Raw genomic sequence first — 20,775 nt, 5'->3', positions numbered from 1 at the left:
CTTTGCAACGGGAAGAATCGCGGCCATATGCGATCGCATCATGCAGGAGCACAACCCCAGGAGGATCATGCCCAAGATCGAGGAAGCCAGTCTGGACGAGCACCGTTCCAGGACGCTCTCGCGCATCCTCACGGCAACCGAGCGGATACTCAGAACCTCTGGCCGGCGTGGTCTGACCATGGCCGCAGTCAGCAGAGGGGCAGGCATGGCGAGGAATTCCCTCTACCGGTACGCTGCCGACACCGACCAGCTCTGCGACATGGTCCTGGAGGCCCACCTGCCCGTCTGGTCCACGTCCCTGACCCAGGCCCTGAGTCAGGCGCACACGCCACAGGAGATCATCCTTGCCTGGACTCGGACCAACCTGATCCAGGCCGGCCATCACGGTCACAGTTGGCTGATGAACCTCTACGCCGACAGCAATGACACCCAGTTCCGAGACTCCTTTCTGTACGGGCAGCCCATCACACCTGACCAGAAGAAGACGGGCTCCACGGATAGGACCACGGGCGCCATGGTGGACTTCCACCGTCAGGTGAACCAGCCCTTGATTGACGCCTGGGAGTCCTTGCGTCCAGGAGATGCCCAGACCGGCGTGGAGGTCACCAGAGGCATCGTCCAATCCGGTATGCGACTGATTGACGCCTTGGCCATGGAGGGCGGAGAACCCAGCCGCGACAAGGTATCACGTATCGTCGAAGACATCACGAAATCCACTCAGGCCGTGGTGGAAACCCTGTCCGTAGAACAATCACGGCCACATCAGAGGGACCGGGGCAAGGACAACCTCTCATGAGATTCCTGGGCAACATCATCTGGCTTCTCCTGGGCGGTCTGGCAATCTCACTGTGCTGGGCCCTGATCGGCATCATCCTTTGCTTCACAATCGTCGGCATTCCGCTGGGTGCACAGGCTTTCAAGATGGCCGGTCTGACCCTGTCGCCCTTCGGCCACTCCGTCGCTTATCAGGGACGGTTCGGATCCGCACTGGCCAATCTGCTATGGCTGGTCCTGGGTGGCTGGTGGTTGGCCCTGTCATACTTCGTGGCAGGCCTGATCAACCTCGCCACCATCGTCGGAATACCCTTCGGCATACAGTCTTTCAAGATGGCCAAACTGGCCTTGATGCCCTTCGGCGCCGTCATCATCTGAACCAGACAGAATCGCCAGCACTCTGCAGCTGCCCACCACGCCCCTTCACCTCTTGCCGAAGCCGTATAAGGTGGAGCAATGAGCCCACTTGGCCTTGCGGTCGTTGGCCTGCCCATAACCAGAACAAGACTCGACCGAGCAGGTCGCGCACCGGGGATATGCGTCGGGCAGTCATGAAAGAATGAGAGGCATGACTACCATCATCATGCATACATCGGAAGGCGACATCCGCCTTGACCTCTTCGACGACAAGGCACCTGAAACCGTGTCCAACTTCCTGGATCTGGCCCTGGGCAAGAAGACATGGACGGACCCGGAGACCGGCCAGGAAAGGGAGGACCCCTTCTACGACGGTCTGACCTTCCACCGAATCATCAAGGACTTCATGATTCAGGGCGGCTGCCCCCTGGGAACAGGCACGGGCGGCCCCGGTTATGAATTCGACGACGAGATCGACTCCGAGCTGACCTTTGACCAGCCCTACAAACTGGCCATGGCCAATGCCGGCCTGCGTCGTGACCCCGCCACGGGCAGGGCCCACGGCACAAACGGCTCCCAGTTCTTCATCACGACCGTACCCACCCCCTGGCTGGATGGTCACCACACCATCTTCGGCCAGGTTGCCGATGAGGATTCCAAGAAGGTCGTCGACAGGCTTGATGCCGTAGCCACCGACTCCGGCGACCGCCCCCAGGAACCGGTCTTCATCAACAGCATCGAAGTGCTCTGAGCATAGGGTCCCGGGTATGCCTTCGAAGGTGGCTCCAAGCAAGTACAAACCCGGTACCCGCAGCTACACCATGTCCCGCATCAGGGGCAAGGAGACCTCCATTGAACGGTTGGTCCGGTCCTACCTCTTCGCCCGCGGACTCCGCTTCCGCAAGAACGACAAAAGGTACCCGGGCCACCCCGATGTGGTCCTGCCCAAGTGGCGGGCCATGGTCTTCGTCAACGGCTGTTTCTGGCATATGCATGAGGGCTGCGCCAAATTCTCCATCCCGAAATCGAACGTGGAATTCTGGACCACCAAGCTGACAAGGAACCGTCAGCGGGACCAGGAACAGGGCAGCAAACTGCGTGCCATGGGATGGAGGGTCTTCACGGTATGGGAATGCCAGTTGAACGCCACCCACCGCGATAAGACCCTGGACGAGCTGTATCAGGCCATCATCGACCCCGATCGCCAAGACGAATCGATAAAACCACCAATGCAAACAAAGGAGTAAGGATGAGTAGATTGAACGGCAGGCGGCAGGAAGCCCAGCAAAAGGGAAGGCGCGTCAACGTGGCTATTTTGGGGGCCGGCCGCATAGCCCACTCCCTGGCCAGGACACTGGTCATGATGACCAAGGATGAGCGCTACAGCCGACTTGTGGCCCCCTACGCCGTGGCCTCCCGGGACCGCGAGCGCGCCGGAGCCTTCGCAGCCCAGTATGGCTTCGAGCACCCATACGGTTCGTACCAGGAACTCCTGGAGGACCCCGAAGTCGACCTGGTCTACATCGCCACCCCCCATAATCTGCACGCGGAACAAGCCGTAGCCTGCATGGAGGCCGGCAAGAACGTCCTGGTTGAGAAATCGTTCACAGCCAACGCCAAGCAGGCCAGGCAGGTGATCGAAACCTCGCAGAAGACAGGACTCCTCTGCACGGAAGCCATCTGGACCCGTTACATGCCTTCACGACCCATCATCGACCGCATCGTGTCATCCGGCGATCTGGGCACCGTGCAGACGGTCACCGGCAATCTGGGCTATGTGACCACAGGAAAAGCCCGCATGACCGACCCTGCTCTTGCCGGCGGCGCCCTACTCGATGTAGGCGTCTACCCGCTCAACTTCATCGACATGATCATGGGGCCCAGGCCCATCGAGCGAATCACCACAGACTGGGTACGCAGCCCCGAAGGGGTCGACAGCCAGAATTCAACGACCCTGCTCTACCAGGACGGGACCATGGGGGTGGCAACCAGTTCCATGGTTTCGAACAGTGACCGCTTCGGCTCCATATGGGGAAGCGAGGGCTACCTCATGTGTGGGAACATCAACAACGTGGAATCCTTGGACCTCTACGACAATACGCACGAAAAGATCCGCAGTTATCCAATCCCAGATCAGCTGACAGGATACGAATACGAGGTGGCCAGCGCCGCCGAGGCCATCCTGGACGGACGGACCGAGTGCCCGGAGATGCCCCACCACGATACCCTGCGCATCATGGAGCTGATGGACTCGATTCGCCAGCAATGGGGTCTGGTCTACCCATTCGAAGGCTGATTCCTTGTTCCGAAGGGTCACTTGATGCGGTGCACGCATCCCCTCTCAACCAGGTATGCCTTCCTGGCCAGCTGCACCATCGGGGCATCGAAGTCGCTGTCGGTGTAGAAGGAGTCAATCCGTGCATCGTCCCCGACCGCTTCCATGAAATGAACTGGTTTGCCCGGACCGAAGTTGAGATACCCGACCTCCAGGGTCTCCATATCGAGTGTCGAACCGATGCATCGGCCCACTCCCAGGCGGCGGCACGCCTCTCCCGCCACCACATCGAAACTCGCCGTCAGGATGACATCATCCTGACGGGGTCGGTACCAGTCCATGATTTTGCTCATGTTCCTGTCCCAGAATTCGCTGACCAATCGATCCATATCAAAATCGGGACGGGACGTGAGCTGCTGTAGATACCTGCCGCCTATGCGGCGCATGGCCCTGTCGAGCTCTTCCAGGGTTACCCTGCCGAGCCGGTACCTGATGGCGTAGTACAAGGCGGCAGGAGCGAACCTCACCATGCTGCCGTACCGGCGCAGGGTGAAGAAGTAGAAGTCGAGCAGGCTCTCACCGTCATAGATGGTGCCATCGAAATCCAGTACCCGCATACCAACCTTCCTGACCAGGGCTCAGAACGAAGTGAACCCTAGCGTGCAGTAATGACAGGAGCGAGGGCACCTTTCCCCTTGAACCCAGACCTGGCAATCCGCACGTCCACCGGTAATCGAGTCCTGACATCTCCGGTAGGGCTCGTCAGATTACTTGCCAATCACTTGATTATTGTCATCGAGACTCCACGGTATGTACTATTGTCGCTATTCTGTCGGTTTTGCCATGGAAAACAGGGGGGTTGGCCATGTCGGAACATCGGCAGTAGACGAAAGGCAGCATGATACCCATGAGGGGGGGGGGCATGTTCGTATCGGTTAGGGAAAGGCAACTGAACCATGCTCAGGAAGAAGCAATACCACAACCTCAGTGGCTGCATTGCCGGCATTTACCGGCACTCAAGAAACAACATCAACAGGTACATCAAGAGCAACGGAATCAGGGGCACGCAAAACGACCTGATCATACACCTCTATGACCACCCGGGACTGAGTCAGCGGCAGATCGCCCGTGATCTCTGCGTCGACCCCAGCCTTCTGGCTCGTGACCTGAAGGCCTTGATTGAGCAGGGCCTGGTGAACCGTGAGCAGAACCCCTCCGACCGTAGGGTGAATGTCATCATCTTGACCGAAAAAGGCTCCGATATCGCCCAGGACAGGATCAAGGCAATCAACGGTTGGTGGGCAGAGCTCTTCGATGAGAACCCTCAGATCGATCCCGAGGGCTTGTATAAGGAGTTGCGTTGCGTTTACAACCGACTCCTCACAGCCGATGCGTGAGGGCCACCGAACCACGGAAAAGGCTGTGCTCCTTCTTTGTGTCCGGGCACAGTCTTTTCCCTTATCTGCCGCAGAGGTCACCTGATACAAGGACTCTCACCCGGCATCGATACCGTTCTCCCAGCCAGAGAAAGCAACCAGGAAGAACAGGTTGCCTAGGCAGCGATACCCCATCCTAGATTCCCGGGCAAATCCATCACGACTTATCTGTCACCGGACCCGCTCTGTGAGCCATCAGCCTGATCCAGTATCCGCCTGATGGCCTCCAGCCGAGGCCCAAGCTGGTGTTCATACCCGCGGTCCTTGGGCTGGTAATAACGACGACCTACCAGATCGTCCGGCATATACTGCTGCGGCGCCACGGCACCCGGAGCATCATGGGCGTACTGGTAACCCTCGTGGTTGCCCAACTGCTTCATCAGTTTGGTGGGTGCATTGCGCAGGTGCAGGGGAACCGGACCGGTCCTGCCTGCATCAACATCGGCAAGCGCATCGTTGATGGCCATATAGGTGGCGTTTGATTTCGGGGCCGTCGCGACCGCAACGACCGCCTCAGCCAAAATCAGCCGGGCCTCGGGCATCCCCACCATGGCTACGGCCTGGGCCGCCGCCACCGTTACCTGAAGCACCTCGGGAGAGGCCATACCGACCTCCTCGGCCGAGGCGATCATAATCCGCCGGGCAATGAAACGGGGATCCTCCCCCGCCCTCAGCATCCTGGCCAGATAGTGCAGGGAGGCATCCACATCAGACCCTCGCATGGACTTGATGAAGGCCGAAGCCACGTCGTAATGGTCATCACCCTTTTTGTCGTACCGGACCGTGGCCACATCCATCACCGAGGAGACCACGTCGGCGGTGATAATGGGGCGCCTCGCCCCCTTCGCCCTGGGGCCGTCCTGAGTCACAGCCCCGGCCGCCGCCTCCAGAATGGTCAGCGATCGACGGGCGTCTCCCCCGGCGAAGCGGACAATCTGATCCAGGGCCGCAGGATCCATGCGAACCTGGTTCTTGAGTCCTCGCTCATCCTTCAGGGCTCGCTCGATCAGGGTTTTGACATCCTCCACATCAAGGGCCTCCAACTTGACAACCACGGAACGTGACAGCAGGGGCGCAATGACGGAAAAACTGGGATTCTCTGTCGTGGCGGCAATCAGGGTCACATCCCGGTTCTCAACACTCGGCAGCAAGGCATCCTGCTGGGACTTGGAGAATCGATGGACCTCATCGATGAAGAGGACCGTCTCCTGGCCACTGGTGACGAGTCGCTCGTGGGCCCGGGCAATGACGTCACGGACCTCCCTGACTCCGGATGTGACAGCGGAGAGTTCCTCGAAATGCCTGCCGGACTGACCGGCCACGATGTATGCCAGGGTGGTCTTGCCGACCCCGGGAGGACCGAAGAGAATGATTGAGCTGGGTGCAGTCAGCTTATTGGCCGGATCAGCCCGGGCCAGACGTTCCAGAGGTGTGCCGGGGGCGATGACCTTGTCCTGGCCCAGCACCTGGTCAAGTCTGGTCGGACGCATCCGTACAGCCAGGGGCAGGGTGTGATCCTGCGGAGGATCTGCCGCCTGAAACAGATCATCAACCATGGTGCACCTCTCTCATACGCTTACCTGATTCGTTTGCTCTGATGCTACTTCCAGCATAGGTGGTACCTCAGGCAGGCAAGGCGCGCCTGACCGACCGCAGCGATGGCAAATCGTATCGCCATACGCGAATTAAACGGTTCGTAACCATCGACGAGTAGAGTGTTGCTCTACTTCACAGGCGTGAACAGAACAGATATGCCTTGATGTAGCTCGTGCCAAGCCCGGACACCCCTACCGGGCGTACCATTCGGTACAGCACGTCTTGAAACGCACGTTTCATATCCATGCCCCCTGTGGGGCACAGTACAGTCAGGAAGGGATGCACGTGATGCCTCTGAGGAATAATCAAGGCAGGAGCCTGAACCTGCCCAGGTGGGTTGCGATCCTCCTGTCGCTGCTGTTGGGTGCCGCCACCCTGACAGGAACCCTGGTGACGACCGGGGAGACGGCAGAGGCGTCCACCGTCTCTCAGGCGGTCGAGGGGAAGACCTTCAGAATCGCCACGGACACCACGTTCGCCCCCTTCGAGTTCCGCGACACCACAGGCGAACTGGTCGGTATCGACATGGACCTGATCCGGCAGATTGCCGAACGGGAGGGGTTCAAGGTTGAAATCCAGTCCCTGGGCTTCAATGCCGCCCTCCAAGCCCTGACCTCCAAGCAGGCTGACGCCGTCATCGCCGGCATGACCATTACCGAGGAACGCAAGCAGGTCTATGATTTCACGGACCCCTACTTCGATTCCGGCGTACAGATGGCCATTGCCAAGAGCAACGACGAAATCAAGGGATACAAGGACCTCAAGGGCGCGGTTGTCGCTGTCAAGACCGGCAGCGAGGGCGAAGCCTTCGCCAAGCGTAATGCAGACAAGTACGGCTACTCGATCAAGGCAGTCGATCAGTCTTCCACCATGTACGAAATGGTCAAGTCGGGCAACGCCCAGGCCGTCGTGGATGATTACCCCGTCCTGGCCTATGGCATAACCCAGGGCAACGGGCTCAAGACCGTTACCGAAAAGGTACCGGGCGGTTCATACGGAGTGGCCGTCAACAAGGGTGAGAACCAGGACTTCGTGGCCGCCTTCAATGAGGGTCTGGCCAAGATGAAGACCGACGGCAGCTATGACAAGCTCCTCAAGCAGTACCTGGGTCAGAGCGGCTCCGGAAAGAAAGCCGCAGCACCTAAACTCAGCTTCTTCGGCCTGGTCCGCCAGTCCTTCCCCTCCCTGATGCTCGGCCTGAAAAACACCCTGCTGATTACGGCCATGGCCTTCGTCATCGCCCTCCTGATCGGCGTTGTTCTGGGCCTGTGGCGAATCAGCCCCAACAAGATCCTCTCCTGGATAGCACGGATCTATGTGGCGATTTTCCGGGGTACGCCCGTCCTGGTCTGGGCCTTCTTCTTCTACCTGGGTGTTCCCCAGCTGATTGGCCATAAAATCAGCATCTGGCTTGCCGGTGCCCTGACCCTTGCCCTGAATTCCGGTGCCTACCTGGTGGAAATCGTCCGAGGAGCCATCCAGTCGGTCGATACCGGACAAATGGAGGGGGCTCGGTCCCTGGGGCTCACCCGGCGCATGGCCCTTCGCAGGGTCATCCTTCCCCAGGCTGTTCGCATCGCCACCCCGTCCATCATCAACCAGCTGGTCATCATGCTGAAGGACTCCTCGCTCCTCCTGGCCATCGGGTTCGGCGAGCTGCTCTACCAGGCCCAGCAGATATACGCGGCCAACTTCCGCGTTACCGAGACCCTCTTCATGGTGGGCATCATCTACTTCGTGGCCATAACCCTGTTGACATGGCTGGCCAATATCCTTGATAGGAGGATGAACCGATGAATCAGGCACTGAACCAGGCCATTGGCGGGCTTGAGGATTCCGACATGGACACCAGCCGGCTGACCCGGCGAATCCGTCAGACCCAGCAGAGCGACAAGCAGGGAAATACCGGAGTGGCCGTCAGAATCAAGGACCTTCACAAGCGCTACGGGAATACCGAAGTGCTCAAGGGAATCGACATGGAGGTGAAGTCGGGCGAGGTCATTTCGATCATCGGCCCCTCCGGCGCCGGCAAGTCCACCCTTCTGAGGTGCGTCAACGCCCTGGAAATGCCCAGCTCCGGATCGGTCACCGTCTACGGCATGGATCTATCCGACCCCAAGACCAACATCGACAAGGTCCGCGAGCATGTGGGCATGGTCTTCCAGCATTTCAACCTCTTCCCCAATATGAGCGTGGCGGAGAACATCATGCTGGCACCTCGCATGATTCACAAGACCCCCAAGGAGGACGCCTACCAGCAGGCGCTGGACCTCCTGGAGATTGTGGGACTCAAGGAGAAGGCCGATACGCGCCCCACCGACCTTTCGGGCGGGCAGCAGCAGCGCGTCGCCATCGCTCGTGCCCTGGCCATGAATCCTGCCGTCATGCTCTTCGATGAAGCCACATCAGCACTGGACCCTGAAATGGTGGGCGACGTGCTGGAAGTCATCAGATCACTGGCCGAGGGCGGCATGACCATGCTCCTGGTCACCCATGAGATGGGATTCGCCAGGGAGGTCTCATCCCGGGTCATCTTCACTGACGCAGGAGTGATCGAGGAGGAGGGAACGCCCGAACAGATTTTCGGGAACCCCCAGAGCCCCAGGCTTCAGTCCTTCCTCTCCAAAGTGCTCTGATGACAAAACACCTCATTCACAGCCTCTGGCGTTCGTCCGAGAACCGTGCCAAGCCCTGACGAACACCAGACGGACACATGGACAGGGAGGCCCCTGCTTCGGGTTGCAGAAACCGAAGCAGGGGCCTCCCTGGTTTTTCAGTAGGAGGGCCTGCACATGTGACGGCCCGAACACCGGTTCACTCCATGCAGGATGCCACTTGAACCGTCCGGGTCAGAGGGCCATGAGTTCTTCGATGGGCCCGACCCTATAGCCGCCGAATACCACCTGACCGCTTTCCTGGGTGGCATCCAGGTCTACGATGCCGGCAATCCCCCAGTCGTGGTCTCCCTCCACGTCATCGAAGATCTGGCGGACCTTCCAGGTGTGATTCCTGGATTCCCCCTGCTGGTCAATGCTGAAGTAGTCGGCGGACCGGGCCTGGGCATCCGTCCGTATCTCATCATGGGCCTCATAGAGGTCATCCAGCGTGTCCTGCCAAGCCCGCAAGCCGTAACCCCAGTCGGAGTCCAACTCGGCCAGACGCTCGGGTCTGTCGTTGGCGACCAGTTCCACCCGCTGGAACATGGCGTTACGGACCAGAACCGTTAGCCCTCGCCGGTCCCCGACCACCTGGTCGTCCTGGCTGGGCGGGGCTGCGTCCAGACCGCTCCCCTGGTCAGAGTCCGTACGTCCTGCGGCCTCCCACTCATCGACCAGGCTGGAATCGACCGATCGGACAATCAGCCCAAGCCAGGAGACGATATCCTCCAGGCGCTCGTCCAGGTACTCTTCGGGAACCGTCCTGTCCAAGGCCCTGTAGGCATCAGAAAGGTAGCGCAGGAGGGTCCCCTCCGACCGGGATATGCCATAGCGAGATATGTACCCGTTGAAGTCCGAGGCCGTCTCAACCATGTCGCGCAGGACGGACTTGGGGTGAATCTCATAGTCGTTGGCCCAAGGCACGTCCCTGCGATAGCGGTCAAAGGCCTCTGCCAGCATATCCCCCATCGGCATGGGGTAGGTCATCTCCTGGAGCCGTTCCATCCGATCCTCATATTCAAGCCCCTCCTCTTTCATCTCCTGAATTGCCACATCCCTGGCCTGTCGCTGCTGGGCCTTGAGTATCTGCCTGGGATCCTCCAAGGTGGCCTCGACCATGGAAATGAGGTCCATATCGTACGAGGGATCATCGGGATCCAGCAGCTCCAGGGCGGCCAGAAGAAACGGCGAAAGAGGCTGATCCAGAGCGAAGTCCTCAGGCAGATCGACGGTGGTGTAGTAGTCAAGACCACCATCAGGGTTCCGCTCTGTTTCGATGACCTCCGTGTCGGTCAGGGTCTGGAATATCTCGTCGGCCCTCTCCTGGAGGTTCTCCTTCTGCTGGGGCGTTTGACGGGAGTCCTCGATGAGGTCTTCCACCCTGGCGCGGGCATCACCACCCTGAGCCACCTCGTTCAGGACCATGGCATGGGTGATTTTCAGGTGTGGTGTCAGGGTTTCGGGGCTGGCGTGAATCAGCTTGTCGAAGGTGCCCTCGCCCCAAGTGACGAAACCCTCCTGAGGCTTCTTCTTTTTGATTCGTTTCAGCTTCTTAGGATCATTGCCTGCCTTGGCCACAGCCTTGGCGTTTTCGATTTCGTACTCTGGCGCCTCGGCCACGACCAGGCCCTGGGTATCGAAGCCCATCCGACCCGCGCGCCCGGCTATCTGGTGGAATTCCCTGGCCCGGAGCCTGCGCATCCTGGTCCCGTCGAACTTCGTCAATCCTGTCAGCAGGACCGTATGGATAGGTACATTGATGCCGACTCCCAAGGTGTCCGTACCGCAGATGACGGGAAGCAATCCCTCCTGGGCCAGCTGCTCAACCAGTCGGCGGTAGCGGGGAAGCATGCCAGCATGGTGGATCCCCACGCCAGTGCGGAGAAGCCGCTGCAGTATCTTGCCGAAGGCCGTCGTGAACCGTGTTCCGGCCATGGCCTCCTTGACCCGATCACGCTGCCTTCGGTCCGACACCCCTGAACTGGACAGGGCCTGGGCGGTCTCCAAGGCAGCATCCTGGGAAAAGTGGACGATGTAGACCGGAGTGTCCTGATTCTCCAGCAAGGATTCGACCGTTGTCGGCAGGGGTGTATCAACGTATCTGTATGACAGCGGTACAGGTCGTGGGGCATCCGAAACGATGTCCACATCCGATCCTGTCTTCCGCTCCAGGTCATCGGCAATTTGGCTGACATCACCCAGGGTGGCTGACATAAGCAGGAACTGGGTGTCGGGGAGGGTCAGGAGCGGTACCTGCCACGCCCAACCCCTGTCGGGGTCACCATAGTAGTGGAATTCATCCATGGCCACACAGCCGATATCGGCATGACGCCCCTCGCGCAGGGCCTGGTTGGCAAGAATCTCCGCCGTGCAGCATATCACCGGCGCATCCGTATTGATATGGGTGTCACCGGTAATCATCCCCACCCGGTCACGACCCAGAACCTTGACCAGATCGAAGAACTTTTCAGAGACCAGAGCCTTGATGGGCGCCGTGTAGTATGACCGCCTCCCGGTGCAGAGGGCGATGTAGTGCATGGCGAGAGCCACCATCGATTTCCCTGAACCTGTCGGAGTGGCAAGAATGACATGATTCCCAGACACCAAAGAGAGGATGGCCTCCTCCTGATGGGGCCAGGGGGTGATGCCTCGGGATTCGACCCATTGGAAGAAGCGCTCATAGATGTCATCATCCGTCAGATTGCGCGGCTCTCCCCACTCCGGCACCATGTCGCCGAGGAGAAGAGGGTCCCCGGTTTGCTCCTTGGACGAGGTCTCCCCCGGTACGGATGAGGTGGGTTGCACATGTTCTGACAAAGACATGACTCCCAGTCTATCCATCGGCAATCACATAGGGTGCCGGACTCATGGAAAAGCCCCCGCCTGCCAACATCGATCAGGCAGGGGCGGAGGCTCACTGACAGGAATCAGAGTCAGGATTTCCTGCTGGACGAATCGGAGGCGCCATTGGAACCGCGCCCCTTCTTCTTCCCCTTGTTCCTCTTGTCCTTATACGGGATAGGTGGCTTGAGGAAATCGGATATCTCCATGTTCCTGGGCTCGACCAGGGTATCCGGCTGGGTACGGTCGTATCCCTGGATGTACCGGGTCTTCTTCCAGTGCTTGATGGAGGCGTTGGACCCCCGATGATGCTCATGGTACTGCCTGGGAGCGCCACCGTACTTGTCCTCGTCGACCTCCTTGGCCACGGCGATCTGGTTCACATTCGAGGGATCCATGATGGCCAGGGGCGCCACCGGCTCCACAAAATCAGATGGGGCCGCCGTCCGTTCCTGCATCTTCCTGGGCAGCCAGCGCGCGAAATGCGAGAGGAGGAAGCAGACGAAGAAGTAGACCACGGCCGCAACCACCAGGGTCTGGAGGATGTTGAAGTACATGGACCCCAACCGCCGAGACTCCTGGAGCAGATCCGTATACATGATGATTGAACCGAGGGCCGTATCCTTAAGAACCACAACCAGCTGGGTCACGGCCGCAGGGAGCATGGCGTAGACCGACTGGGGCACCTCTATCTGCATCAGGGATTGGGTCCTGGTCAGACCGAGGGCCAGGGAGGCTTCACGCTGTCCGTTAGGCAGGTTGCCCACCCCGGAACGTATCAACTCGGCCACAACAGAACCGTTGTAGAGGATCAATCCCAGAACAACGGCCCAGTAGGAGGCTTCGCTGATGCCGGAGAAGGCGAACCACCGCCAGAAGAAAATCATCAGCATCAGAACGGGGACGGCCCTGCAGAACTCGACGATAAAACCGGAAACCGTTCGAACGATGACGCTGGGAAGGAGGCGTCCTATGCCGAAGATGAAACCGAAGAGGACTGAGCCTATCACTGCCAGGACCGCGGCCTTGAGTGTCAGCCATAGGCCCGGCAGGTAGAAGTCCGTCCAGGCCTCATAATCAAGTGCCGGCTTCCATAGATCCCAACTGAGCTGGTTCTCCCCGCCCGGGGGATTGTGCAGACGCATCAGAATCAGGACAATAACCAGCGCGAAAACCAACGCCGCGACGAAATTGGCGATACGAATGACGCGACGCCCCTTGGGACCGGGCTGGTCAAAGAGGAGTGAACTCTCGTTTGTCTGTGCCATCCCGTTCACCTCCTCACGGCTAGCTTGTTGGACAGGAAGGTGGTCAGGGCCCCGATGGGCAGAATCAGAACAACGTATCCCATGGCGAATATCAGGAAGATCGCCACGATGGAATTGGCATGGTACTCAATCATCTCGCTCATCAGGGAGGAGCTCTCCGAAGCCACCGACGCGGCTGCAGCCACCGTGGAGTTCTTCAGGAGGGCGATGAAGGTGTTCCCCAGAGGTGCAACCGATCCTCTGAAGGCCTGGGGCAGGATGATCTCAGAGGCCGACTGTACGAAGCTCAGACCAAGGGCTCTGGCTGCTTCCGCCTGACCCAGGGGAACCGTGTTGATGCCGGACCGCAGGGACTCGCAGACGAAGGCTGCTGTGTAGAAGGACAGTCCGACCACGGCCAGCCAGAAGAAGTTCACGGAAAAGACGTCCGAGAAACTCAACTTGAGCTGGGCAAAGGCACCCAGGACCATGAAGACCATGATGATGGTCAGGGGCATGTTCTGGAAGAACTCCACATAGGCCTTGCTGAAGATCCTCATTGAGGAGATCGGCGAGATGCGCATGACCACCAGGAGCACACCCAGAATGAGCGAGAAGAGGGCAGCCCAAAGCGTCAACTGGATATTGACCCAGAAGGCGCCCGGTATGTTGTACTCGGAGAATAGCTGAAGCACGGAACCCATGATCACTCCCCTTCCTGAGGCTTGGGCGGATTGAACTGGGGATTGGGCTTGTAATGGGTGCCCCTGGTGTTGTTGTCGAGGGCGCGCTGCCAGGAGCCGTTGGCCTCCATATCCACCAGAGCGGCGTTGATCTTCTTTGCCAGTTCCTTGTCGCCCTTCTTGATGCCCACCCCGTAGCGCTCCTCGGTGAAGGGCTTGCCGACCAGCCTGAGCCGCCCGCGGGAGGCTGAGGCCAGGCCCGCCAGGATGATGTCGTCCGTGGTAACGGCATCGACAATCCCCGAAAACAGCGCGGTGGCGCACTCGGCGTATCCGGGCTGCTCCATGAGCTGGACCTCGCTGGCGAACTTCTGCTTGACGGTGACGGCCGACGTAGAGCCGGTCACCGAGCAGAGGCGCTTGCCGTTCAGGTCCTCCGGCCCGTTGATCTGGTGGTCATCCGTCCTGACCATGAGGTCCTGCCCGGCCACAATGTACGGCCCGGCAAAACTGACCGCCTTCTTTCGTTCATCGGTGATGGAGTATGTGGCCAGAATCATGTCCACGTCACCGTTCTGAAGCATGGCCTCACGTTGCTTGGAAGGGGCCTCCTTCCAGACGATGTCGTCTTCCGAATACCCCAGCTTGTTGGCTATGTATGTCGCCACATCAACGTCGAAACCCACGTAGGTTCCGGACTTCTTGAATCCCATTCCAGGCTGGTCGAATTTGATTCCGATGCGAATCTTGCCGGCTCCCTTGTCCGACCCGCAGGCCGCCAGGGAGAAGAGACAAGCCATGGCGCACAGGGCCGCTGTCAGGTTGCGTAAGAACCGCCTGGCATGGACCACCATCCCTTGCATGTTGTCTTTCATTCCATGTTCTTTCTATGACTGTTCAAGTCTTGCCTTCACTCGACTCAGTGGGTGAGTATCTTGGAGAGGAAGTCCTGGGCGCGCTTGGTCTTGGGGTGGTCGAAGAAGCCATCGGGGGTGTCCTCTTCGAGGATGCGACCATCGGCCATGAAGACGATTCGATTGGCTGCCCTGCGGGCGAATCCCATTTCGTGGGTGACGCAGATCATGGTCATCCCCTCCTGGGCCAGCTGGGTCATAACATCAAGCACCTCGTTCACCATCTCAGGATCAAGGGCCGAGGTGGGCTCGTCAAAGAGCATGATCTTGGGCTTCATGGCCAGGGCTCGCGCAATGGCCACCCGCTGCTGCTGACCGCCGGACAGCTGGGAGGGCATCTTGGATGCCTGGGATTCCACTCCGACCCTGGCCAGGAGATCCATAGCCAGGTCCTCGGCATCCTTCCTCTCCATATGGCGCACCTTGATCGGCGCCAGGGTCATGTTCTCCAGGATGGTCTTGTTGGCGAACAAGTTGAAGGACTGGAAGACCATACCCACCTCGGCCCTCAGATTGGCCAGGTCTCTACCTTCCTGCGGTAGGGGATCGCCGTCTATCCTGATGACACCGGAATCGATGGACTCCAGCCTGTTGATGGTCCGGCACATGGTCGACTTGCCTGAACCGGAGGGACCGACCACCACCAGGACCTCCCCGGTATTGACCTTCAGGTTGATGTCCTTGAGGACATGCAGGGACCCGAAGTGCTTTTCGACGTGGGACAGTTCCACCAAGGGCTTGGTGGCTGTCATGGCTGCTGAGACGCCATTACCGGCATGGCTTTCCGCGGTAGGCGCTGTTCTTGTCTCGGTTTCACTCATAAACGGCAGTGTAGTCAAGGTTTGTTAGGAGGCAAGAAACGAGGTTGGTTCCAGATAGGCGTTGATGGTGCCGAATCGGATAATCCTTGGAAAACCGCTGAATGGCTAAAAAGGGAAACGGGAAAACCAGTCTCGCATATTGAGCAGGAGCGTGTATTTCAGGAGGAGATGCGAATGGAACATGGGAATCAGCGGGAAGGATAACCCAGCACCCTGAAAAGCAATGGGGAGGGGCCGAAACAGATGGCCCCTCCCCTGCACAAAATCGACCGTCAGTCGGTCTCGTCCTCTGCATCCGGGTCGTAATCGACGCCGGTCTCGGCACGCTGGTCATCGGAGATGGGAGCCGGGGCACCGGTCATCGGATCCTGTCCGCCACCGGACTTGGGGAATGCGATGACATCGCGGATTGAATCGGCCCCGGACAGAATCTGCGCAGCCCGATCCCACCCGAAGGCGATGCCCGCGTGGGGCGGTGCACCGTACTTGAAGGCCTCAAGCAGGAATCCGAACTTCTCCTGGGCCTCTTCCTTGTCGATGCCGAGCACGTTCAGGACCCTGTCCTGGATGTCATCACGGTGGATACGGACGGAACCGCCGCCTATCTCCTCGCCGTTGCAGACGATGTCGTAGGAATCACTCATGGCGTGCTCGGGATCCTGGTCGAACCTGTCAATCCAGTCTGCCGAAGGCATGGTGAAGGGATGGTGCATGGAGGTCCACTTGGAGTGCCCCACTGCCACATCGTCGTCCTCCGGGTCATCCGTTGGCTTGAAGAGCGGGAAGTCGACAACCCAGGCAAGGGCGAACTCATCAGGCTTCAACAGCCCCTGACGACGGGCTATCTCGACCCTGGCGGCACCCAGGAGGGTCTGGGACACCTCACGCTGACCGGCGGCAAAGAAGACGGCATCCCCATTCTCGGCATGGACGGCCTCCTTGAGCCCTTCACGCTCCTGGTCCGACAGGTTCTTGGCCACAGGCCCCTTGAGAACACCGTCTTCGGAGAACTGGACATATGCCAGGCCCTTGGCCCCACGCTGTCGGGCCCACTCCTGCCATGCGTCGAATTGACGGCGGGGCAGGTCGGCGGCGCCCTTGTAGACCACGGCACCAACGTAAGGGGCCTGGAACACCCGGAAGGGGGTGTCCTTGAAGTAATCGGTCAACTCGACAATCTGGTTGCCAAAGCGCAGGTCAGGCTTATCGGAGCCATACTTATCCATGGCATCATGCCAGGAGATGCGCTGGATGGGGAGCTTGACCTCAAAGCCGGCTGCCTTCCAGACGGACGCGATGACCTTCTCGGCCATGGCCATGACATCCTCTTGCGAGGCGAAGCTCATCTCGATATCAAGCTGGGTGAACTCAGGCTGGCGATCGGCTCGGAAGTCCTCGTCACGGTAGCAACGGGCTATCTGGTAGTACCGCTCGAACCCGCCGACCATCAGCAACTGCTTCAGGAGCTGGGGGGACTGCGGCAGAGCATACCAGGAACCGGGAGACAGACGGGCCGGCACCAGGAAGTCACGGGCACCCTCAGGAGTGGACTTGATCAGGGTGGGCGTCTCGATTTCGCAGAAGTCCATATCATCCAGGGCGGCACGGGCGGCCTTGTTCATCTTGGCCCTGAGTCGAATCGCCTGCTGCATGGAGGGCCTGCGCAGGTCCAGATAGCGGTACCTGAGGCGGACATCCTCACCGGGAAGCTTGTTCTCGGACTCGTTCTCCAGGGCCGTGGAGACCTGGAAGGGCAGGGCATCGGACTTGGAAAGCACCGTGATGGCATCGGCCACGATCTCGACATGACCGGTGGTGAGATGGTCGTTGTCGTTGCCTTCGGGCCTGGCCCGCACCATTCCCCTGACCTGGACGACGAACTCGCTCCGAAGGGGACGGGCGACCTCTTCGTCGTAGATGACGACCTGGACCAGACCTGAGCGGTCCCTCAGATCGATGAAGGCCACACCGCCATGATCTCGACGACGATCCACCCAACCGGCGACCGTAACCTCTTCTCCGATCCTGGCCTCGGTGACCTCCGTGGCGTAGCTGGTTCTGTAAGCCGAACGGCCCATGCTTCCTCGTTCCTCCATTGTGCTCGCCTGTCCCTGTGTCAGGCCTTGAATTCCACTGTCTGCCGGGCATATACGCTATCCGGCGTCCAAGACAGCAAATCAGCAGGTTCCTGATCTCCTGTGATGATGTTCTTGACCTGGTCGCCCTCTTCCCCGTCTTCCTGGGCCGGGAACCAGACATAGGGGATACCCAGATGGTCGGCGTACCGGATCTGCTTGCCTATCTTGGCGGCTGTCGGCGCCACATCCGCCGCTATTCCCCTGGCCCGGAGGTCCTGGGCGATGTGGTTGCTGGCGGGGCGGTCATCCTCGTTCCAGACGGCCACCATGACCGATGCCGGGGAGACGCGCGAGGCCTGGGCCCCATGGGCCAGCAGGTACGACAGGAGTCGGGAGAGCCCGATGGACAGGCCCACACCCGGATAGGTCTTCTTGCCCTGGGAGGCAAGGTTGTCGTAGCGACCGCCGGAGCAAACGGAACCAAGGGACTCGGCCCCCTCAAGGAAGGTCTCATATACGGACCCGGTGTAGTAGTCCAGGCCGCGGGCGATCTTCAGATCCGCGATGACCGCGCCGGGTCTGATCCTATCGGCCTCGTCAATGATCATGGCCAGGGTTCCCAGTCCCTCCATGGCCAACGCATAGGAGTCCGATCCCTTATCGATGCCTACCCTGTCGGCCAGGTCCTCGAACCGCTCGCGCAGCTGGTCGCCGTTCCGGGCGGTCAACTCGGCCAGATCCAGGCAGGCGCGGGCCTGTTCCCGGTCGGCACCGCACTCGGATACCAGGAGGTCGGCAACCTCGTCCGCCCCGACCTTGTCCAGCTTGTCGATCTCGCGGAGCACACCCTCGATGTCGGTCAGCCCAATGCCCCGATAGAACCCCTCGGACAGCTTACGGTTGTTGGCATGGACCGTGGGTTTGGGCAGGCCGAACGCGCGAAGCTCCTCCAAGGCGCTGAGCATGACAAGCGGCACCTCTACCTCGTAGTGGTCGGGAAGATCACCATTGCCCACCACATCCACATCCGCCTGGACAAACTCGCGGAACCGGCCTTCCTGGGGCCTCTCCCCCCTCCAGACCTTCTGAATCTGCCAACGCTTGAAGGGGAAGACCAGCTGCCCGCTGTTCTCGACCACGTACCGACTCAGGGGCACGGTCAGATCAAAATGGAGTCCGAGGCGGTTCTCGACCGGCACGTCCTTTTCCTGGCCCAGATCCTGAAGCCTGGAAAGGAGATAGATCTCCTTGCTGGTCTCACCCTTTTTGAGCAGACTGGCGCCCTGCTCCACGGCCCTGGTCTCTATGCCTATATACCCGTTGAGCTCAAAAACCCTGCGGAGAGTATCGATGACCCGCTGCTCAACCACCCGCTGGGAGGGCAGCCATTCCGGAAATCCTGATAATGATGCGCCTTTTGCCATAAGAACCTATAATAGAAGAAATCAAGGAAAACGCACCGTCGTATTCTGCGATCTCTCCAACACACAAGCTTAAAGGAGCTGGCCATGGCCGACGAGACTGCCACCACACCCGAGAACACCCAGATGCCCGAGGGGGAGCAGCGCACAGACAATGCGGTGGGCGGCAACGCAACCGCCGTCACCCCCCAGGTCGGCACCGAGCCCACTGCCACAGCCGAAGCTCCGACACCCTCCGAGCCTGAGGTAACACCCGAAGCACCGGCAGCACCGGTTTCCCCTATTGCGGAAGCCGTACCCGCCTCCGCCGGAAAGCCCGTACCTGCTCCGGGCAAACCCGAAGGTCCTGCCCCCACACCGGCTGCTTTTGCGAAGAAGACCCCGCAGGTGGCCCCCGCTCCCGGCACACCCACATACTCCGATAAGGACATCAAAGAGGCCGAGAGTTTCGGCCGGGTGGACGACGAAGGCAATGTGTTCGTCAAAGAGGGTGAAACAGAACGCCAGGTAGGCCAGTTCCCGAACGCCACCAAGGATGAGGCGCTGAACCTCTATGCTCGCCGCTTCCTGGACATCAGGGAGAAGCTTGACCTCTTCGCAGCCCGGCTCAAGACCACCAAGATCAAGCCTCACGAGATTGACGAGTCGGTCAAGAGCCTGGGTGAGGAAATCAAGGAGCCTGAGGTCGTCGGCGACATCGCCTCCCTCCGGTCCCGTCTTGACGACCTGACCAAGCAGGGCCAGGCGAAGAAGGAGGAACTGGCCGAGGCCCGAAAGGCCGCCATGGCCAAGGCCATCGAAGAGCGCACAGTCATCGTTCAGAAGGCCGAGGAACTGGCCAATTCCCTGGATGAATCGACCAACTGGCGTTCCACGGCCGATAAGTTCCGCTCCCTCTTCGAGCAGTGGCAGAACCACCAGCGCACCGCCATCCGCATCGATAAGGCAGAAGCGGATGTCCTCTGGAAGCGTTTCTCCTCAGCCCGGACCACATTCAATCAGGCACGCCGTAAGTGGGCCCAGCAGCGTGATGCCCAGCGTTCCGACGCCAAGCGCATCAAGGAAGAGATCATCGCCCAGGCCGATAAGATCAAGGATTCGACCGATTGGGGCGCCACCTCCCATGAGTTCAATGAGCTCATGGACCGATGGAAGCAGGCTGGGCGTGCAGGCCGTCAGGATGACGACCAGCTCTGGGCCCGCTTCCGACAGGCCGCCGACGTCTTCTTCAACGCCAGGCAGGCCGACCGCGACAAGACCTCCGTCGATGAAAAGGACAACCTGGCCAAAAAGGAAGCCCTCCTGACCAAGGCGGAGGCCCTGCTGCCCGTCAAGGATGTCAAGGCCGCCAAGCAGGCACGCCAGGCCCTGGCCTCCATCCAGGAGGAATGGGACCAGATCGGATATGTCCCCCGCGATGACGTCCGACGCATCGAGGGCCGGATGGATGCGGTGGACAGGGAGATCAAGTCCGTGGAAGATGCCGCTTGGAACCAGTCCGACCCCGAAACCGATGCACGCGTATCCAGTTTCGAGGGGCAGCTCAGGGCCCAGCTGGAAGAGCTCAACCAGCAGATCGCCGCCGAGACCGACCCGGATAAGAAGCGTCAATTGGAGACCGAGAAGGCCACCAAGGAACAGTGGCTGAGCGCAGTCAAGTAATCGGCTCTCCTCG

18 protein-coding genes are annotated in these 20,775 nt (G+C 59.9%); 9 read left to right on the top strand and 9 right to left on the bottom strand.

The annotated features are described in order from the left end of the window. Positions 1–67 precede the first annotated feature (67 nt). From H3V08_RS02185 to H3V08_RS02165, 5 genes are all read left to right on the top strand, one after another. Positions 68–796: a TetR/AcrR family transcriptional regulator gene (locus tag H3V08_RS02185; protein ID WP_198181460.1), complete on the top strand. Its 729-nt coding sequence runs from the start codon at positions 68–70 to the stop codon at positions 794–796. Further along, positions 793–1,152 carry a YccF domain-containing protein gene (locus H3V08_RS02180; RefSeq protein ID WP_198181459.1) on the top strand — a complete coding sequence of 120 codons (360 nt, stop codon included), beginning with the start codon at positions 793–795 and terminating at the stop codon, positions 1,150–1,152. Before H3V08_RS02185 ends, H3V08_RS02180 begins: the two co-directional genes overlap by 4 nt. A 190-nt stretch (positions 1,153–1,342) precedes the next feature. Further along, a complete protein-coding gene (locus H3V08_RS02175; RefSeq protein ID WP_198181458.1) occupies positions 1,343–1,882 on the top strand; it encodes a peptidylprolyl isomerase in 540 nt (179 codons plus the stop codon). Between the two features lie 16 nt (positions 1,883–1,898). Then, entirely contained in the window at positions 1,899–2,378 is a 480-nt protein-coding gene (locus tag H3V08_RS02170; protein ID WP_198181457.1) for a very short patch repair endonuclease, read from the top strand. Between the two features lie 2 nt (positions 2,379–2,380). Continuing rightward, a complete protein-coding gene (locus tag H3V08_RS02165) occupies positions 2,381–3,427 on the top strand; it encodes a Gfo/Idh/MocA family protein (protein ID WP_198181456.1) in 1,047 nt (348 codons plus the stop codon). A gap of 17 nt (positions 3,428–3,444) precedes the next feature. Here the strand turns inward: H3V08_RS02165 and H3V08_RS02160 are convergent, their stop codons facing one another. Continuing rightward, positions 3,445–4,023, bottom strand: a complete 579-nt coding sequence (locus tag H3V08_RS02160; RefSeq protein ID WP_033489943.1) for a haloacid dehalogenase-like hydrolase — start codon at positions 4,021–4,023, stop codon at positions 3,445–3,447. 339 nt (positions 4,024–4,362) lie between these two features. Between H3V08_RS02160 and H3V08_RS02155 the strand changes: the two genes are divergently transcribed. Next, positions 4,363–4,803, top strand: coding sequence for a MarR family winged helix-turn-helix transcriptional regulator (locus tag H3V08_RS02155; RefSeq protein WP_198181455.1), 441 nt, complete (start codon positions 4,363–4,365; stop codon positions 4,801–4,803). Between the two features lie 203 nt (positions 4,804–5,006). Here H3V08_RS02155 and H3V08_RS02150 read toward each other — a convergent pair whose 3' ends face one another. Then, positions 5,007–6,398 (bottom strand): replication-associated recombination protein A, encoded by a 1,392-nt coding sequence (locus H3V08_RS02150; protein WP_033489941.1) that lies wholly within the window; start codon positions 6,396–6,398, stop codon positions 5,007–5,009. 328 nt (positions 6,399–6,726) lie between these two features. Between H3V08_RS02150 and H3V08_RS02145 the strand changes: the two genes are divergently transcribed. Both H3V08_RS02145 and H3V08_RS02140 read left to right on the top strand, forming a co-directional pair. Continuing rightward, positions 6,727–8,235 (top strand): amino acid ABC transporter substrate-binding protein/permease, encoded by a 1,509-nt coding sequence (locus H3V08_RS02145; protein ID WP_052108902.1) that lies wholly within the window; start codon positions 6,727–6,729, stop codon positions 8,233–8,235. 44 nt (positions 8,236–8,279) lie between these two features. Beyond that, positions 8,280–9,074, top strand: coding sequence for an amino acid ABC transporter ATP-binding protein (locus H3V08_RS02140; RefSeq protein WP_081830864.1), 795 nt, complete (start codon positions 8,280–8,282; stop codon positions 9,072–9,074). Positions 9,075–9,287: 213 nt separating this feature from the next. Here the strand turns inward: H3V08_RS02140 and H3V08_RS02135 are convergent, their stop codons facing one another. The 7 genes from H3V08_RS02135 to hisS form a co-directional block, all read right to left on the bottom strand. Then, positions 9,288–11,825: a DEAD/DEAH box helicase gene (locus tag H3V08_RS02135; protein WP_232340268.1), complete on the bottom strand. Its 2,538-nt coding sequence runs from the start codon at positions 11,823–11,825 to the stop codon at positions 9,288–9,290. A 203-nt stretch (positions 11,826–12,028) separates the two neighbouring features. Next, positions 12,029–13,204, bottom strand: coding sequence for an amino acid ABC transporter permease (locus tag H3V08_RS02130; protein ID WP_198181453.1), 1,176 nt, complete (start codon positions 13,202–13,204; stop codon positions 12,029–12,031). 5 nt (positions 13,205–13,209) lie between these two features. After that, on the bottom strand, positions 13,210–13,887 hold the full coding sequence (locus H3V08_RS02125) for an amino acid ABC transporter permease (RefSeq protein ID WP_033490820.1): 678 nt from the start codon (positions 13,885–13,887) through the stop codon (positions 13,210–13,212). A gap of 2 nt (positions 13,888–13,889) precedes the next feature. Then, on the bottom strand, positions 13,890–14,741 hold the full coding sequence (locus tag H3V08_RS02120; protein WP_414734081.1) for a glutamate ABC transporter substrate-binding protein: 852 nt from the start codon (positions 14,739–14,741) through the stop codon (positions 13,890–13,892). A 44-nt stretch (positions 14,742–14,785) separates the two neighbouring features. Next, on the bottom strand, positions 14,786–15,532 hold the full coding sequence (locus H3V08_RS02115) for an amino acid ABC transporter ATP-binding protein (protein ID WP_269748715.1): 747 nt from the start codon (positions 15,530–15,532) through the stop codon (positions 14,786–14,788). A gap of 341 nt (positions 15,533–15,873) precedes the next feature. After that, complete coding sequence (gene aspS, locus H3V08_RS02110; RefSeq protein WP_198181451.1) at positions 15,874–17,679, bottom strand: aspartate--tRNA ligase; 1,806 nt, start codon at positions 17,677–17,679, stop codon at positions 15,874–15,876. A 38-nt stretch (positions 17,680–17,717) separates the two neighbouring features. Beyond that, positions 17,718–19,103, bottom strand: coding sequence for a histidine--tRNA ligase (hisS, locus tag H3V08_RS02105; RefSeq protein WP_033489931.1), 1,386 nt, complete (start codon positions 19,101–19,103; stop codon positions 17,718–17,720). Positions 19,104–19,187: 84 nt separating this feature from the next. Here hisS and H3V08_RS02100 point away from each other — a divergent pair, with 84 nt between their 5' ends. Further along, the gene (locus tag H3V08_RS02100; protein ID WP_198181450.1) at positions 19,188–20,762 is read left to right on the top strand and encodes a DUF349 domain-containing protein; all 1,575 of its coding nucleotides are present in this window, start codon (positions 19,188–19,190) and stop codon (positions 20,760–20,762) included. Positions 20,763–20,775 lie beyond the last annotated feature (13 nt).

The organism is Bifidobacterium sp. M0307 (assembly GCF_016100445.1).
GTDB lineage: Bacteria > Actinomycetota > Actinomycetes > Actinomycetales > Bifidobacteriaceae > Bombiscardovia > Bombiscardovia coryneformis.
The sequence above is the reverse complement of the archived record's forward strand: the minus strand, read 5'-3'. Positions and strand labels throughout refer to the sequence as shown.

Coding starts and splice junctions, on each gene's coding strand:
- H3V08_RS02185 (WP_198181460.1), top strand. CDS start 68: ATGCCCAAGATCGAGGAAGCCAGTCTGGACGAGCACCGTTCCAGGACG.
- H3V08_RS02180 (WP_198181459.1), top strand. CDS start 793: ATGAGATTCCTGGGCAACATCATCTGGCTTCTCCTGGGCGGTCTGGCA.
- H3V08_RS02175 (WP_198181458.1), top strand. CDS start 1,343: ATGACTACCATCATCATGCATACATCGGAAGGCGACATCCGCCTTGAC.
- H3V08_RS02170 (WP_198181457.1), top strand. CDS start 1,899: ATGCCTTCGAAGGTGGCTCCAAGCAAGTACAAACCCGGTACCCGCAGC.
- H3V08_RS02165 (WP_198181456.1), top strand. CDS start 2,381: ATGAGTAGATTGAACGGCAGGCGGCAGGAAGCCCAGCAAAAGGGAAGG.
- H3V08_RS02160 (WP_033489943.1), bottom strand. CDS start 4,023: ATGCGGGTACTGGATTTCGATGGCACCATCTATGACGGTGAGAGCCTG.
- H3V08_RS02155 (WP_198181455.1), top strand. CDS start 4,363: ATGCTCAGGAAGAAGCAATACCACAACCTCAGTGGCTGCATTGCCGGC.
- H3V08_RS02150 (WP_033489941.1), bottom strand. CDS start 6,398: ATGGTTGATGATCTGTTTCAGGCGGCAGATCCTCCGCAGGATCACACC.
- H3V08_RS02145 (WP_052108902.1), top strand. CDS start 6,727: ATGCCTCTGAGGAATAATCAAGGCAGGAGCCTGAACCTGCCCAGGTGG.
- H3V08_RS02140 (WP_081830864.1), top strand. CDS start 8,280: ATGGACACCAGCCGGCTGACCCGGCGAATCCGTCAGACCCAGCAGAGC.
- H3V08_RS02135 (WP_232340268.1), bottom strand. CDS start 11,825: ATGGTGCCGGAGTGGGGAGAGCCGCGCAATCTGACGGATGATGACATC.
- H3V08_RS02130 (WP_198181453.1), bottom strand. CDS start 13,204: ATGGCACAGACAAACGAGAGTTCACTCCTCTTTGACCAGCCCGGTCCC.
- H3V08_RS02125 (WP_033490820.1), bottom strand. CDS start 13,887: ATGGGTTCCGTGCTTCAGCTATTCTCCGAGTACAACATACCGGGCGCC.
- H3V08_RS02120 (WP_414734081.1), bottom strand. CDS start 14,741: ATGAAAGACAACATGCAAGGGATGGTGGTCCATGCCAGGCGGTTCTTA.
- H3V08_RS02115 (WP_269748715.1), bottom strand. CDS start 15,532: ATGACAGCCACCAAGCCCTTGGTGGAACTGTCCCACGTCGAAAAGCAC.
- aspS (WP_198181451.1), bottom strand. CDS start 17,679: ATGGGCCGTTCGGCTTACAGAACCAGCTACGCCACGGAGGTCACCGAG.
- hisS (WP_033489931.1), bottom strand. CDS start 19,103: ATGGCAAAAGGCGCATCATTATCAGGATTTCCGGAATGGCTGCCCTCC.
- H3V08_RS02100 (WP_198181450.1), top strand. CDS start 19,188: ATGGCCGACGAGACTGCCACCACACCCGAGAACACCCAGATGCCCGAG.